Below are 16,047 nucleotides of genomic sequence, written 5' to 3' on the forward strand. Positions count from 1 at the left end.
TACGGGCCGACCACGCCGGACCTCCGCTCAGCCCGCGCGCAGGACGGTGCGCAGGGCCCGCAGGCCGACGGACAGCGCCGCGAGGTCCCCGGCGCCGGGTTCGCCCTCCAGGTCCGTCATCGTCTGCTGCGCACGCCGCACGGCCGGGGCGTGCGCGGTCTCCCACGCCTGCACGGCGTCCGCGGCGTCCACCGGGGCACCCGCGGGCACCTCGGCGACCACGGCCGCCGTGAAGTCCCGCACGGCGGAGTAGAGGTCGTCGCGCAGCGCCGCGCGCGCCAGCGACTGCCACCGGTCGCCGCGCGGCAGCGCGGCGATCCCCTCCAGCACCGTGGTGATCGCGTAGCGGCGCGACAGCTCGTACCAGACCGCCGCGATCTCCTCGACGGTCCGGCCGCTCGCGTCGGCGACCTCGACCACGTCCAGCAGCGGGAACAGGGACAGCAGCGCCACCGTCCGCAGCGCCTCGTCGGCCGGGACGCCGCGCTCGGTGAACCACTCCGCCTCGGCCTGCAGCGTCGCCGCGTCGTCGAGGTCGACGATGGACGGCGCCAGCCGCGCCACGGCCGGCGCGAACCGGGCGATCTCGGCGGGGACGTCGATGCCCTCGGGCCGGGTGTGCAGGAGCCAGCGCACCGAGCGGTCCAGGAGGCGCTGGTGGGCCTGGCGCATCCGCGACTGCGCGTACGCCTCCACCTGCCCGTCGAGGGCCTCCACGGCCGCGGCCCGCTCGGGCAGCCCGAACACCTGGGAGGCGACGACGAAGGCCCGCACGACGTCGGCGGGGTCCGACCCGGTCTCCTCGGCGGCCCGGAACGCGAACGTCAGGCCCCCGGTCCCGACGACGTGGTTGACCAGGACCGTGGTCGCGATCTCCCGGCGCAGCGGGTGGTCGGTGAGGTGGTCGCCGAACCGCTCGCCCAGCTCCGCGGGGAAGTACCCGCGCAGCGTCGCCACGACCCACTCCTCGTCCGGCAGCGCGCTGTCCAGCACGGCGCGGCCGAGGGTGATCTTGGCGTGGGCGATGAGGACGGACAGTTCCGGCATCGTCAGACCGCCGCCCTCGCGGGCGCGACGGTCCAGTTCCGCCGACGACGGCAGGGCCTCCAGGCGCCGGTCGACGTCGCCGGCGCGCACGAGGACGTCGAGGAACCGCCGGTGCGCCGGCAGCAGACCCGGCGCGAAGCTCCCCTCCACGCTCAGCACGACGTTCTGGTCGTAGTTGTCGCGCAGGACGAGGTGGCCGACCTCGTCGGTCATCCGCAGCAGGGTCTCGTCGCGGTCGGCCGGGTCCAGCTGCCCCTGCGTCACGAGGTGGTCGAGCAGGATCTTGATGTTGACCTCGTGGTCGCTGCAGTCGACGCCGGCGGAGTTGTCGATGGCGTCGGTGTTGAGCTTGACGCCCCCGCCGCCGGGACCGCCGGACTGCGCCGCCTCGATGCGCCCGCGCTGGGTGAGGCCGAGGTTCCCGCCCTCCCCGACGACGCGGACGCGCAGGTCGCGGCCGTCGATGCGGATGGCGTCGTTCGCCTTGTCGCCCACGTCGGCGTGCGACTCGGTCGACGCCTTGACGTAGGTGCCGATGCCGCCGTTCCAGAACAGGTCGACGGGCGCGGCCAGGACGGCCTTGAGCAGGTCGACCGGGGACATCGACCGCGTCGCGGGGTCCAGGCCGAGGCGCTGCGCCACCTGGGGACTGACGGGGACGGACTTCGCCGTGCGTGGGTAGACGCCCCCGCCCTCGGAGAGGAGTGAGGTGTCGTAGTCGGCCCACGACGAGCGCGGCAGGGCGAACAGCCGAGCGCGTTCGGCGTGCGAGGCGGCCGGGTCCGGGTCGGGGTCGAGGAACACGTGCCGGTGGTCGAACGCCGCGACGAGCCGGATCTGCTGCGACAGCAGCATCCCGTTGCCGAACACGTCACCGCTCATGTCGCCCACGCCCACGACGGTGAACGGTGCGGACTGCGTGTCGTGCCCGAGTTCGCGGAAGTGCCGGCGCACGCTCTCCCACGCCCCGCGGGCCGTGATGCCCATGGCCTTGTGGTCGTACCCGACGGACCCGCCGGAGGCGAAGGCGTCGCCCAGCCAGAAACCCCGCGAGACCGCGATCTCGTTGGCGATGTCGGAGAACGTCGCCGTCCCCTTGTCGGCCGCGACGACCAGGTAGGAGTCGTCACCGTCGTAGCGGACGACGTCGACGGGCGGCACCGTCGTGCGCACCCCGTCGACCAGCCGCAGGTCGTCGGTGATGTCGAGCAGGCCGGAGATGAACGTCCGGTAGCACGCGATGCCCTCGGCCCACCAGGCGTCCCGGTCCACCGACGGGTCCGGCAGCTGCTTGGCGACGAAACCCCCCTTGGCCCCGGTCGGGACGATGACGGCGTTCTTGACGATCTGCGCCTTCACCAGCCCCAGGACCTCGGTGCGGAAGTCCTCGCGCCGGTCCGACCAGCGCAGGCCGCCGCGGGCGACCTCACCGAACCGCAGGTGCACGCCCTCCACGCGCGGGGAGTACACCCAGACCTCCGCGTGCGGCGCGGGTTCGGGCATCCCCGCCACCAGCCGCGGCGAGAGCTTGAACGAGAGGTAGGGGTGGGGCCTTCCGTCCGGCCCGTCCTGGTAGGCGTTGGTGCGCACGACGGCCTGCACGACGGACAGCAGGGCACGCAGGATCCGGTCGGCGTCCAGGCTCGCGACACCGTCCAGCGCGCCACGAGTCTCCTCCGCGAGCGCGTCGACGAGTTCGGCCCGCTCGTCCTCGTGGCCCGGTCGCGTCGGCGCGAACCGCGCCTCGAAGAGGCGGACGACGAGCCGGGTGATGCCGACGTCGCCCAGCAGGCAGTTGGCGACGTAGTCGAGGGAGTACGCCAACCCCACCTGCCGCAGGTACCGGACGAGCGCGCGCACGACGGCGACCTGCCGCCACGTGAGCTGGCCGGCCAGCACGAGGCGGGCCAGGCTGTCGCTCTCGGCCTGCCCCGACCAGGCGGCCGCGAAGGCCTCGGTGAAGCGGGTGCGCGCCGCGGCCGCGTCGGCGTCGAGGTGCCAGACGTCGACCGGCAGCCGCAGGCCCACGTCGTCGACCCAGACCCGCCGGCCGTCCTCGCGCGTCAGCTGGTGCGGACGCTCGTCGGTGACCTCGACGCCGAGGTCGGACAGGACCGGCAGCACCGCGCTGAGGGTGACCGGGCTCGTCCGGTAGCTCGTCATCCGCCAGGACCGCGGCTGCTCCGGGTCCTCGCGCAGGTCCAGCAGCGGCTGGTCGCCCTGCTCACCGCCGGAGCGGTCCAGCAGCTCCTCGGCCCGTTGCAGGTCGGCGACGGCCCGCTCGACGGGCACCGACGCGCGGTAGCCGTTGGGGATCCCGCCGGCCCAGCGCCGCACGAGGGCGGCGCCGGCGTCCCCGGCCCGCTCCCGGGCGTCGTCGACGACGTCGTCCTCCCACGACCGGGCCGCACGGGCGACGTCGGCCTCGAGCTCGGAGACGTCGACGTCGGTGAGCTCCTCCCCGGCGCGGGCGCGGACGACCACGTGCAAGCGGGCCAGCACGGACTCCGAGACGCGCAGGGTGTGCTCGACGGACCCGCCGTCGAACGCGTCCTGCAGGAGCGACTCGATGCGCGCCCCGACCCGCGTCGTGTAGCGGTCGCGCGGCATGTAGACGAGGCAGGACATGAAGCGGCGGTAGTCGTCGCGGCGCAGGAACACCCGCGTCCGGCGACGCTCCTGCAGGCGCAGGACGGCCAGCGCCGTCTGCAGCACGGTGTCGACGTCGGACTGGAGCAGCTCGTCGCGCGGGAACGTCTCGAGGATGCTCAGCAGGTCCTTGGCCGAGTGCCCCCCGGAGCCGAACCCGGCGCGCTGCAGCACCTCCGTGACCTTCTCGGCGACGACGGGGACGCGCTTGACGGAGTCGGTGTACGCCACCGAGGTGAAGAGCCCGAGGAACCGCAGCTCCCCGGTGACGCGGCCGTCGGCGTCGAACTTCTTGACGCCGACGTAGTCGAGGAACGCCGGACGGTGCACGGTCGCCTGGGCGTTCGCCTTCGTCACGACGAGGACCTGCGGCTCGGTCGCCTTGTCCCGCACCGGACCCGAGAGCTTGCGCTCCCTGCCCCCGCGTCGGCCGGGGCGTTCGGCGAGGACACCGAGGCCCGTGCCGGACCGGGCGACGAGCAGGACGTCCTCGCCCCCCTCGACCTCCTCCCCCTCCGCGCACGGGGCGGTCACGAGGTCGTACTCGCGGTAGCCGAGGAAGGTGAAGCGGTCGTCGGCCATCCAGCGCAGGAACCGCTCGGCGGTGCGCAGCTCCGCGTCGGCGATGCCCTTGGGCGGGTCGATCTGCAGGGCGTCGGCGATCTGCAACGCCTTGGCGCGCATGGGTTGCCAGCCGTTCACAGCGGCGCGGACGTCGTCGAGGACGCCCTGCAGGCTCGTGAGCAGCTCGTCGTCGGCCTCCGGCCCGCCCACGGCGTCGACCTCGATGCGGATCCACGACTCGGCCGGTTCCGACGGCGGGGCGGTGCCCACGTCGTGGAGGTCCTCCAGGGTCCCGTCGGCCGCGCGACGCGCCGCGAGCCGCGGGTGGACGAGCAGGTGGATGCCGCGCCCGGCGCGGGTCAGCGCCGCGGTGAGGCTGTCGACGAGGAAGGACATGTCGTCGGTGACGACCTCGACGGTCGACCGGCCCTCCCCGGCGCCCGAGGAGGGACCGTCGACGATGCGGACGATCGTGGTGCCGGGTCGCCGGACCGCGCCGCAGCGCACGTGCGAGGCGACGGCCGCCAGCAGTTCGGCCGGGGCGCGGTCGGCGAGGTCGTCGGGCGCGGTGTGGGCGAAGTAGTCGAGCAGCAGGCGTTCGACGGCGGTCCCGGAGCTCAGGGCCGGCGGCATCCCCTCCCCCCAGCGGTCGTCTCGGGCGGTCGAGGCGGCTCGAACGAGCTCACGGACGCTGCCGGCGGGGGCCGAGGTCGAGGCGGGCATCACTGCTCCGGTTCGCGGGTGGATACGCGTTGCCACCCTAGTCGTGATCACGGCCGGTCCGCAGGGGGACGCGCGAGCCGGCACCTAGAGTGACGCCGTGCCCACCCCGTTCTCCGAGCAGACGCGCTTCACCGCGCCCCCCACCGCCGTGCACGCCGTGCTCGTCGACCCGGCGTTCCTGCGCGCCCGCGCCGAACGCTCCGGCGCCCTCGAGCACACCGAGTCGGTGTCCGCGGACGGCGAGGCCGTCGTGGTGACGAGCACCCGCACCGTCAGCACCGACGTCCTGCCCGCCGCGGCGTCGCGCTTCCTCGGCTCCACCGCGGTCGTCGAGCAGGTCGAGCGGTGGGACCCCCCGGCCGCGGACGGGACGCGCCGCTCGCACCTGACGCTCACGATCCGCAACGCGCCGGTGACGCTGACGGCGTCGTCGGTCCTGGCGCCCGACGGGCCGGGCAGCTCCCACCGCCTCGACGGCTCGCTCGAGGTGCGGGTGCCGCTGCTGGGGGGCCAGGTCGAGCGGGCCGCCTTGCCGGGCCTGCTGCAGCTGGTCCGCTCGGAATCGGCCCTGGCGCAGGAGTGGTCCGCCGGCGCCTGAGCCGCCTCAGGGACCGACGCTCAGCAGGATCGGCAGCTCGTTCGCGTCGTACCAGAGGAGGTCGTGCCCTTCGCACGCCTCGACCGTGAACTGCGCGTCCTCGTCGCCGGCGTCGGCTGCGGGCAGCGCCGCGACCGCCGCCCGCACGTCCGCTTCGGCGTCACCGTCGTCGACGTGGACGCTCGCGAGGTCGTCCAGCGTCAACGGGACGGTGAGGCGCACCTGCGAGCGCTCGGGCGCGGCCCAGCCCGCACGCTCCACCTGCACGGCGGCGTCCGGCACGTCGAGGGCGAGCACCACCCGGCGAGGGGCGGCGCCCTCGGCCTCCGCGGCGAGCAGCCGCACCGACTCCCCCGCGGCGTCCGTCATCGCGACGTACTCCAGCTCCTCCTCCAGGTCACGCGGATCGGCGTCCGCGTAGTAGTCCCGGAGCGTGGGGGTCACGGCGTGCACCGTCGCGGGCGCCGCCGCCAATTCACCGGCGTCGGCGAGACGGGCGAGGGCGGCGAGCGTCGTCGGCCAGTAGACGCGCACGGTCAGCGCCCGTCCGTGGCGTCGTCCTCGTCGGGCCCGGCCTCGTCCTCGGAGTCCTCGGAGTCCGCCGCGGTGCCGTCCTCCCCGTCGTCCTCCCCGTCGCTCTCCTCGTCCCAGACCTCGTCGAAGACGATGCCGTCGATCTCGTCGAGGCGCTCGGCCGCGTCGGTCTCGCCGTCGGCGTCGGCCTCGGCGGCCTTGACCAGCCAGTCCCGCGCCTCGGCGGTGCGGCCCACGGAGATCAGGGCGTCCGCGTAGGCGTACCAGAGGCGCGCACGCCAGGGCGCACGGCTGTTGGTCCGCAGCTGCTGCACCTGCAACGACACGACGGCCGCGTCGTGCTGGCCGAGGTCGTGGCGCGCGCCGGCCGCGACGATGAGCATCTCCACCTTCGCCGGGGTGTCCAGGCCGGCCACCTCGGGCGAGGTCGCGAGGTCGAGGGCACGCTCGGGGCGGCCCAGACCGCGCTCGCAGTCCGCCATGAGCGGCAGGTAGCTGTCGTCGCCCGTCATGCGGCGCACGGTGCGCAGCTCGGCCAACGCCTCACGGAAGTGGCCCGCCTTGTAGGCGGCGACGCCCGCGGCCTCACGGACGGCGGCGATGCGTCCGCCACGCTTCTGCGCCACGAGCGCGTGCTGCCACGCCGCCTCGGGGTCGACGTCGAGGAGCTGACCGCTGGCGACGAGGTGCTTGGCGACGACGTCCGCGCTCTCGCTGGGCAGGCTCTGCACAGCGCGGCGCACGTCGGGCGCCAGCTCCTTGCCGGTCACGCCGTCCGGGATGCGGGGACCCGTCGGACGGGGCGGGCGGCTGTCGCGGCCGCGGTCGGCGCCGGCCGAACGGACCGGACCCCGGTCGCTGCGACGGGGACGCTCGTCCGCCCGCTGGGGGCGGTCGCGGAAGGGACGGTCACCGCGGTCCGGCCGGGCCGCGCGATCCGGACGGCCGGGACGCTCGGCGCCACCACGGGATCCGGAGCGCTCCCCCGAACGCGCGTCAGGCCGCGACCCGCTGCGGAAGCCGCCACGGGGTCCACCGCGGGAGTCGTCGCGAGACTGGCTGCCGCGGAACGCATCGCGCTGAGGACGGTCGGTGCGGGGGCGGTCACCGTCACGGCTGGGGCGGTCGTCACGGCGCGGACGGTCGTCATCACGACGCGGACGGTCGGTGCGCGCGCCGCGGTCCTCCCACGGCCGGTCAGTCCGACGGGGACGCTCGTCCCGCTGACGGTCGTCGCGGGGGCGGTCCCCGTAGGAACGCTGCGGACGGCCATCGCGCTGACGGTCATCACGGGGACGGTCCCCGTAGGAACGCTGCGGACGGTCGTCGCGCGGACGGTCGTCGCGCGGACGGTCGTCGCGGGGGCGGTCACCGTAGGAACGCTGCGGACGGTCGTCGCGCTGACGGTCGTCGCGGGGGCGGTCACCGTAGGAACGCTGCGGACGGTCGTCGCGCTGACGGTCATCACGAGGACGGTCACCGTAGGAACGCTGCGGACGATCACCCTGACGGTCATCACGGGGACGGTCACCGTAGGAACGCTGCGGACGATCACCCTGACGGGCCCCGTCACGAACGGGGCGGCCGGGACGTTGGTCGTCACCGGCGCCGGAACGACGAGGACGATCGCGGTCGGAGCGCTGCGGGGAGTCCGAACGACGAGGACCACCGGAACGGAAACCGCCGGCGCCACCACGTGCGCCGCCGCTCGGCCGACGCTCGTTGTTCCCGCTGCCGCGCGAACCCTGCTCTGCCATGCCGATCTCCCCACCGCCGCGCCGAGCGCGGATGTCCTCGTCACTGTTCACGTTGAAGCTCGTCGAACGAGCGGTCCAGCCTCTCACACGGGCTGGACATGACGATGGGGAGCGCCTCCCGAAGGAGGCACTCCCCATCACTCACAAGTGTGAGTGGCCGGCGGTGACCTACTCTCCCACCCAGTCTCCCGAGCAGTACCATCGGCGCTGGTGGGCTTAGCTTCCGGGTTCGGAATGAGACCGGGCGTTTCCCCACCGCTATGACCACCGGACCACAAAGGCCAGGATCCAACACTGAAACCCCCAACAGGGAGCTTCGGGTTCTCTCCCGAGAACCACACAATGGACGCGAAACACTGCAGCAGTGTCATCGTTGATCAGTAGATCTTGTTCGTTCATGCTCGTGCACCCGCCACACACTCACCAACACCACCCCATGACTCGCATGCTTGGTGGTAGCTGGTGCGTAGTAGACAAGTGATCGGCCTATTAGTACCGGTCAGCTCCACAACTCGCTAGTCGTTGCTTCCACACCCGGCCTATCAACCCCGTCATCTCCAGGGAGCCTCCCACCCCACAAGGGGCACGGAAACCTCATCTCGAAGCAGGCTTCCCGCTTAGATGCCTTCAGCGGTTATCCCTTCCGAACGTAGCCAACCAGCCATGCCCTTGGCAGAACAACTGGCACACCAGAGGTTCGTCCGTCCCGGTCCTCTCGTACTAGGGACAGCCCTTCTCAAGTTTCCAACGCGCGCAGCGGATAGGGACCGAACTGTCTCACGACGTTCTAAACCCAGCTCGCGTACCGCTTTAATGGGCGAACAGCCCAACCCTTGGGACCTACTCCAGCCCCAGGATGCGACGAGCCGACATCGAGGTGCCAAACCATGCCGTCGATATGGACTCTTGGGCAAGATCAGCCTGTTATCCCCGGGGTACCTTTTATCCGTTGAGCGACCGCGATTCCACACTCCACGGCCGGATCACTAGTCCCGACTTTCGTCCCTGCTCGACCTGTCGGTCTCACAGTCAAGCTCCCTTGTGCACTTACACTCAACACCTGATTGCCAACCAGGCTGAGGGAACCTTTGGGCGCCTCCGTTACTCTTTAGGAGGCAACCGCCCCAGTTAAACTACCCACCAGGCACTGTCCCTGATCCGGATCACGGACCGAAGTTAGACATCCAGAACGACCAGAGTGGTATTTCAACGACGACTCCACCAACACTAGCGTGCCAGCTTCACAGTCTCCCACCTATCCTACACAAGCCGTCCCGAACACCAATACCAAGCTATAGTGAAGGTCCCGGGGTCTTTCCGTCCTGCTGCGCGTAACGAGCATCTTTACTCGTAGTGCAATTTCGCCGAGTTCGCGGTTGAGACAGCAGGGAAGTCGTTACGCCATTCGTGCAGGTCGGAACTTACCCGACAAGGAATTTCGCTACCTTAGGATGGTTATAGTTACCACCGCCGTTTACTGGCGCTTAAGTTCTCAGCGTCCCCACTTACGTGGGTAACCGGTCCCCTTAACGTTCCAGCACCGGGCAGGCGTCAGTCCGTATACATCGTCTTGCGACTTCGCACGGACCTGTGTTTTTAGTAAACAGTCGCTTCCCCCTGGTCTCTGCGGCCCTCAAACGCTAGCCCGCAAGGAGCTTCACGCCTCAGGCCCCCCTTCTCCCGAAGTTACGGGGGCATTTTGCCGAGTTCCTTAACCACGATTCACTCGCACGCCTCGGTATTCTCTACCTGACCACCTGAGTCGGTTTAGGGTACGGGCGGCTCGAACCTCGCGCCGAGGCTTTTCTAGGCAGCATGGGATCACCCTACTTCCCCCCAACGGGGTCACCATCAGGTCTCAGGCTCAGCATCAAAGCAAGTGCTGCGGATTTGCCAACAGCACGCCCTACACCCTTGGACGTGGACAACCATCGCCACGCGGAAGCTACCCTCCTGCGTCACCCCTGTTAACACGCTTGACTACTACCGGATCGGGTCGCACGCTCCACCAACACCCACCCGAAGGTGATGTGCGGCTTTGGGTGCTCAGCATCCCCGGCCTCGCCATGGACGGTTCTACACCGGTACGGGAATATCAACCCGTTGTCCATCGACTACGCCTGTCGGCCTCGCCTTAGGTCCCGACTTACCCAGGGCGGATGAACCTGGCCCTGGAACCCTTGGTCAATCGGCGGACGGGGTTCTCACCCGTCATTCGCTACTCATGCCTGCATTCTCACTCGCGTGCAGTCCACCACACCATCACCAGGCGGCTTCACCCCACACACGACGCTCCCCTACCCATCCACACACCTGCAAGACGAGGCTAGACACGACCTGACGGCCGGCTACCTGCCCTGGGGTTGACATGTGAATGCCACAGCTTCGGCGGTGTACTTGAGCCCCGCTACATTGTCGGCGCGGAATCACTTGACCAGTGAGCTATTACGCACTCTTTCAAGGGTGGCTGCTTCTAAGCCAACCTCCTGGTTGTCTGCGCAACTCCACATCCTTTCCCACTTAGCACACGCTTAGGGGCCTTAGCTGATGATCTGGGCTGTTTCCCTCTCGACTACGAAGCTTATCCCCCGCAGTCTCACTGCCACGCTCTCACTTACCGGCATTCGGAGTTTGGCTGACGTCAGTAACCCGGTGGGGCCCATCGGCCATCCAGTAGCTCTACCTCCAGCAAGAAACACGCGACGCTGCACCTAAATGCATTTCGGGGAGAACCAGCTATCACGGAGTTTGATTGGCCTTTCACCCCTACCCACAGCTCATCCCCCAGGTTTTCAACCCTGGTGGGTTCGGTCCTCCACGCGGTCTTACCCACGCTTCAACCTGGCCATGGGTAGATCACTCCGCTTCGGGTCTAGAGCACGCGACTGATACGCCCTGTTCGGACTCGCTTTCGCTACGGCTACCCCCCACGGGTTAACCTCGCCACGCACCACTAACTCGCAGGCTCATTCTTCAAAAGGCACGCCGTCACCAGGCACAAGACCCAGCTCCGACGGATTGTAGGCACACGGTTTCAGGTACTATTTCACTCCCCTCCCGGGGTGCTTTTCACCATTCCCTCACGGTACTTGTCCGCTATCGGTCATCAGGAAGTATTTAGGCTTACCAGGTGGTCCTGGCAGATTCACACGAGATTCCACGAGCCCCGTGCTACTCGGGACATGCTCCCAAGGAGGCCGCAATGTTTCACCTACGGGGGTCTCACCCACTACGCCGGACCATCCCAGGCCCTTCGGCTACACCACGACTTTCTCACTCCCCGACCGAGTGGTAGCCCAGTCCAGAACACTCCCACAACCCCCACACCGCAACCCCTACCAGGTATCACACGATGCAGGTTTAGCCTCATCCGCTTTCGCTCGCCACTACTCACGGAATCACATGTTGTTTTCTCTTCCTGTGGGTACTGAGATGTTTCACTTCCCCACGTTCCCTCCACACACCCTATACATTCAGGTGCGGGTGACCGCCCATGACGACGGCCGGGTTCCCCCATTCGGACACCCTCGGATCAACGTTCGGTTGCCAACTCCCCGAGGCTTAACGCAGGCTCCCACGTCCTTCATCGGCTCCTGATGCCAAGGCATCCACCATGCGCCCTTACACACTTGCCCACCACACACCACCCACCACCACACACCCCGAAAGGCCGCGATAGCTTCAGTGTCAGTGCACAACGCGTGCAACAAACATAAACGAACCACAAAGACCACCACCACGCCAGCATCTCCAGAACACGAAGTCCCACAGACACCAACGAGAATGGTGATTAGAGGATCTACTCGACGAACACCACTACAAAGATGTTCGCGTCCACTGTGCAGTTCTCAACAGACAACCCGACACCCCACCCACAACAACCCACACCAGACCAGACTGTCCCGAAGAACACTCAGCGGTATGTGAATCAGGCAAGGCCCAGACCTAGAGGCTCGACCACAACGCCAGTCGCTCACGCAACCAGCAAGGCCGGTCCCTCAGGACCCAACAGTGCGCCAGACACCCACCCTCACCACCCACGCCCGTTCCACCCAGCCATCCGAAGATGAACCGGGGTACTAGGACCAGGCAGTGACTCCTGATGCCATGTTGATGTTCCACCCTCGAGCACCAGCCGCCGAACATACGCCGGCAGAAACTGGTCCATCCACACCCCACCACCACCGGCACGACGACCGGTGAGGCTCACAGAGTGTGGTTGATGCTCCTTAGAAAGGAGGTGATCCAGCCGCACCTTCCGGTACGGCTACCTTGTTACGACTTCGTCCCAATCGCCAGTCCCACCTTCGACAGCTCCCCCCCTAACGGGTTGGGCCACCGGCTTCGGGTGTTACCGACTTTCATGACGTGACGGGCGGTGTGTACAAGGCCCGGGAACGTATTCACCGCAGCGTTGCTGATCTGCGATTACTAGCGACTCCGACTTCACGGGGTCGAGTTGCAGACCCCGATCCGAACTGAGACCAGCTTTTTGGGATTCGCTCCACCTCACGGTATCGCAGCCCTCTGTACTGGCCATTGTAGCATGCGTGAAGCCCAAGACATAAGGGGCATGATGATTTGACGTCATCCCCACCTTCCTCCGAGTTGACCCCGGCAGTCTCCCATGAGTCCCCACCACTACGTGCTGGCAACATGGAACGAGGGTTGCGCTCGTTGCGGGACTTAACCCAACATCTCACGACACGAGCTGACGACAACCATGCACCACCTGTACGCGACCAACTAAATGACACCCCATCTCTGGGATTCCACCGCGCATGTCAAGCCTTGGTAAGGTTCTTCGCGTTGCATCGAATTAATCCGCATGCTCCGCCGCTTGTGCGGGCCCCCGTCAATTCCTTTGAGTTTTAGCCTTGCGGCCGTACTCCCCAGGCGGGGCGCTTAATGCGTTAGCTGCGGCACGGAATCCGTGGAATGGACCCCACACCTAGCGCCCAACGTTTACGGCATGGACTACCAGGGTATCTAATCCTGTTCGCTCCCCATGCTTTCGCTCCTCAGCGTCAGTAACTGCCCAGAGACCCGCCTTCGCCACCGGTGTTCCTCCTGATATCTGCGCATTTCACCGCTACACCAGGAATTCCAGTCTCCCCTACAGCACTCAAGTGTGCCCGTACCCACTGCAAGCTCAGAGTTGAGCCCTGAGTTTTCACAGCAGACGCGACACACCGCCTACGAGCTCTTTACGCCCAATAATTCCGGACAACGCTTGCACCCTACGTATTACCGCGGCTGCTGGCACGTAGTTAGCCGGTGCTTCTTCTGCTCCTACCGTCACTTGCGCTTCTTCGGAGCTGAAAGAGGTTTACAACCCGAAGGCCGTCATCCCTCACGCGGCGTCGCTGCATCAGGCTTTCGCCCATTGTGCAATATTCCCCACTGCTGCCTCCCGTAGGAGTCTGGGCCGTGTCTCAGTCCCAGTGTGGCCGGTCGCCCTCTCAGGCCGGCTACCCGTCGTCGCCTTGGTAGGCCATCACCCCACCAACAAGCTGATAGGCCGCGAGCCCATCCCCAGCCGAAAAACTTTCCACCCACACTCGATGCCGAGGCAGGTCGTATCCGGTATTAGCCACCGTTTCCAGTGGTTGTCCCAGAGCCAGGGGCAGGTTGCTCACGTGTTACTCACCCGTTCGCCACTGATCCACCCCGAAGGGCTTCACCGTTCGACTTGCATGTGTTAAGCACGCCGCCAGCGTTCGTCCTGAGCCAGGATCAAACTCTCCGTCGAAAAACCTCGATGCCGAAGCACCTAGATCATTTCACTTCATAGTTGACCCTTGGACTCCAAAACCCTGATCCGAGCTGGCAAGCCAGACCAGGGATAGATCCCAAAGGAATCCCCCACCACCAGACACACAGGCCCAGCAGTGATTGGGGGTTGATACATATGGCATCAACATATTTCTAGCGCACTGTTGAGTTCTCAAGAACCGGACGCACGACTGTCGACCGCTCTCGCGGCTTCTCGTCTGCGGACTTCGACCAGCTTACCGGGCTCTTCGGCCCGGTCAGGACGCTCCCTGTTCATCGGCACCCGGTGACCGCTCTTGAGCGAGAACCTCGTGGTGTCGTTGGGGAGAGCCCCGAACCGCCTGCGGGAACCGGCCGGTTGCCCGTCCGTTCCTCCCCGCTGGGGTGTGACAACTACGTTAACTGCGGGCCAGCAGCGGGTCAAATCCCACTGTCGGGTCCTCCGCCTGGGGGCTGTCGGGAGCATCGGCGACGTCCTCGACGTGAGCCGCCAGGTCGCGCAGCGCCGCCCTCGCCAGCGACCGAGCCGCGTGCTCCGCCAGCGGGCGACCCACCAGGAGGGCTTCGTCGACCGCCGGCTCGTCGGGCACCGTCCGCACCCCCTCGACCCCCGCCACGCGCCGGAGCACCGCGCTGACCCGTCGGGCGGCGGGGGTCCCCACCGCACTGCTGCGCAGGCGGTTGACGACGGGGACGACGACAGCGGCCGGCGCGAGGTCCGGCAGACGCGACCACGCGCGGGCGAAGCGCTGCAGACCCACGGGGTCGGCCGTCCCCACGACGAGCACGACGTCCGCGGCATCGAGGACCGTCGCCAGCAACGCGTCTCGCCCCGACTCGTCGGCGAGGTCGTCGGTGCCGCCGGGCAGGTCGACCACCGTCCAGTCGTGCGCGAGCGCGCCCACCTCCAGGACGCGGCGCAGTGCGGCCGGACGCAGCTCCCCCCAGCGGCCGCCGTCGGGAGCTCCCGTCAGGACGCGCACGCCCTCGCCGACGACGGCCGCCCGTGCCGCCAGACCCGCGACGTCGAGGCGACCGTCCGCCGCCGCGCGGACGCAGGCCAGCACCGAGGGCGCGTCGTCGAGCAGACCGAGGGCCTGCCCCACGGAGGCGCCCCGGGTGTCGGCGTCGACCAGCAGCACGCTGCGTCCCACCACACCCAGCTCGGCCGCCAGGTTGACCGCGACGGTCGTCCGGCCGCAGGAGCCGTGGGGGCCCCACACGGCCACCGTGCGTCCGGGAGCCCCGAACGCCTCCGCCTCCTGCGCAGCGGGGTCGTCCGGCGAGGTGACCGGCGCGTGTTCCGCGGCCGCCGCGAGCGCCACCTCGCGCGCCACGTCGGCCGGAGGGCGGTCCTGGACGGCGAACCGCGTCGCACCCAGTCCACGCCACCGCCGTTCGGCGTCCTCCCCCGCCGCCCCGGCGGGCAGCAGGACCACGACCCCCACGCCCCGTCGTCGCAGGTCAGCGAGCACCTCGGTGTCGATCCCGGGCAGGTCGGCCCCCAGGACGACGGCGCGCGCGAGACCGGCCCCGACGGCTGCGAGGACGTCGGCGACGTCGGCGCACCGGCGGACGACGACGACCTCGCGGCGCAGAGGTTCCCACCCGGCGAGCAAGCGCGACTCCGCCGGACCGGGGACGGCGACGAGGACGGGCAGCGTCACGCGCCACCGCCGGGAGCGCTGCCCGGGACGGGGACGAGGACCAGGTCGTCGTCGGCCGTGACCGCCTGCAGGACAGCGGGCAGCGCGTCCTGCGGGACGACCACCTGCACGTCCGCACCGGCACGCGTCGCGAGAGCGCCACCTCCGGTGACGACGGACGCCACCTCGGCCGAGGCGACGAGCTGCTCCGGGACCGGCTCGGACTGCCCACCGTCCGCCGAGCCGGCGAGCGCGCCGGCGTCGCGCGCGGGGACGACCCAGACGTCGACGAGGGACCCGACCGCCACCCCGGGCGGGACGGCGCCGTCGACCGGGACGGTCACGGGGCGGTCCGCCAGCTCGTCGGCGTGCCCGACCGAAGCGCGGGGCAGCAGTTCCCCGGCACCCAGACCGCGCAGCGCGACGGCCCGTCCGCCCAGAGCGGTCTCGGGCGAGGTGTCCGTCGGCACGTACCGCTGGGCCGTCGCGGGATCGAGGCGCACCTCGACCACCGCGAGGTCGGCGGGGGTCAGGCGCTGACCGGCCCCGACGGCGTGCGCCAGGCCCCACACCGTCGTGGTGTCCCGCGCCTGCCCGACGACGACGCTGCCGAGGACCACGCTGCCCGTCACGAGGAGCAGACCGACGAGCAGTCGCGGGTCCCGCCAGGACGGCGCCACCACCCTGCGGGTCGTGGTCCCGGTCGTGACTCCTGCGCCGACGTCCCGCCCTCGCACCGGCCGCACCGCTGTCC

General features: G+C 68.8%; 7 protein-coding genes and 3 rRNA genes. 2 read left to right on the forward strand and 8 right to left on the reverse strand.

Annotation, left to right across the window (positions count from 1 at the left end):
- Window positions 1-27 precede the first annotated feature (27 nt).
- Window positions 28-4,983: an NAD-glutamate dehydrogenase gene (locus tag ACFEMC_RS16170; protein ID WP_380170584.1), complete on the reverse strand. Its 4,956-nt coding sequence runs from the start codon at window positions 4,981-4,983 to the stop codon at window positions 28-30.
- A gap of 97 nt (window positions 4,984-5,080) precedes the next feature.
- Here ACFEMC_RS16170 and ACFEMC_RS16175 point away from each other — a divergent pair, with 97 nt between their 5' ends.
- Window positions 5,081-5,581, forward strand: coding sequence for a DUF2505 domain-containing protein (locus tag ACFEMC_RS16175; RefSeq protein WP_380170585.1), 501 nt, complete (start codon window positions 5,081-5,083; stop codon window positions 5,579-5,581).
- A 6-nt stretch (window positions 5,582-5,587) separates the two neighbouring features.
- Here the strand turns inward: ACFEMC_RS16175 and ACFEMC_RS16180 are convergent, their stop codons facing one another.
- Both ACFEMC_RS16180 and ACFEMC_RS16185 read right to left on the reverse strand, forming a co-directional pair.
- Window positions 5,588-6,115 (reverse strand): DUF6912 family protein, encoded by a 528-nt coding sequence (locus tag ACFEMC_RS16180; protein WP_380170586.1) that lies wholly within the window; start codon window positions 6,113-6,115, stop codon window positions 5,588-5,590.
- Between the two features lie 2 nt (window positions 6,116-6,117).
- Window positions 6,118-6,846, reverse strand: coding sequence for a hypothetical protein (locus tag ACFEMC_RS16185; protein ID WP_380170587.1), 729 nt, complete (start codon window positions 6,844-6,846; stop codon window positions 6,118-6,120).
- Between ACFEMC_RS16185 and ACFEMC_RS16190 the strand changes: the two genes are divergently transcribed.
- A complete protein-coding gene (locus ACFEMC_RS16190) occupies window positions 6,802-7,974 on the forward strand; it encodes a hypothetical protein (protein WP_380170588.1) in 1,173 nt (390 codons plus the stop codon). The genes ACFEMC_RS16185 and ACFEMC_RS16190 overlap by 45 nt on opposite strands.
- Window positions 7,975-8,027: 53 nt before the next feature.
- Here the strand turns inward: ACFEMC_RS16190 and rrf are convergent.
- The 5 genes from rrf to ACFEMC_RS16215 all read right to left on the reverse strand — a co-directional run bounded on the left by rrf (window position 8,028) and on the right by ACFEMC_RS16215 (window position 16,030).
- Window positions 8,028-8,144, reverse strand: a 5S ribosomal RNA gene (gene rrf / locus ACFEMC_RS16195).
- 197 nt (window positions 8,145-8,341) lie between these two features.
- Window positions 8,342-11,507 (reverse strand): 23S ribosomal RNA (locus ACFEMC_RS16200).
- 598 nt (window positions 11,508-12,105) lie between these two features.
- Window positions 12,106-13,624: ribosomal RNA gene (locus ACFEMC_RS16205) — 16S ribosomal RNA — on the reverse strand.
- Together the 16S, 23S and 5S rRNA genes form the textbook arrangement of a ribosomal RNA operon.
- Window positions 13,625-14,045: 421 nt before the next feature.
- Window positions 14,046-15,314: a CpaE family protein gene (locus ACFEMC_RS16210; protein WP_380170589.1), complete on the reverse strand. Its 1,269-nt coding sequence runs from the start codon at window positions 15,312-15,314 to the stop codon at window positions 14,046-14,048.
- Window positions 15,311-16,030 (reverse strand): hypothetical protein, encoded by a 720-nt coding sequence (locus ACFEMC_RS16215; RefSeq protein ID WP_380170590.1) that lies wholly within the window; start codon window positions 16,028-16,030, stop codon window positions 15,311-15,313. Before ACFEMC_RS16215 ends, ACFEMC_RS16210 begins: the two co-directional genes overlap by 4 nt.
- Between the last annotated feature and the right edge of the window lie 17 nt (window positions 16,031-16,047).

This window comes from Kineococcus sp. DHX-1, assembly GCF_042473625.1.
Lineage (GTDB): Bacteria > Actinomycetota > Actinomycetes > Actinomycetales > Kineococcaceae > Kineococcus.

Coding starts and splice junctions, on each gene's coding strand:
- ACFEMC_RS16170 (WP_380170584.1), bottom strand. CDS start 4,983: ATGCCCGCCTCGACCTCGGCCCCCGCCGGCAGCGTCCGTGAGCTCGTT.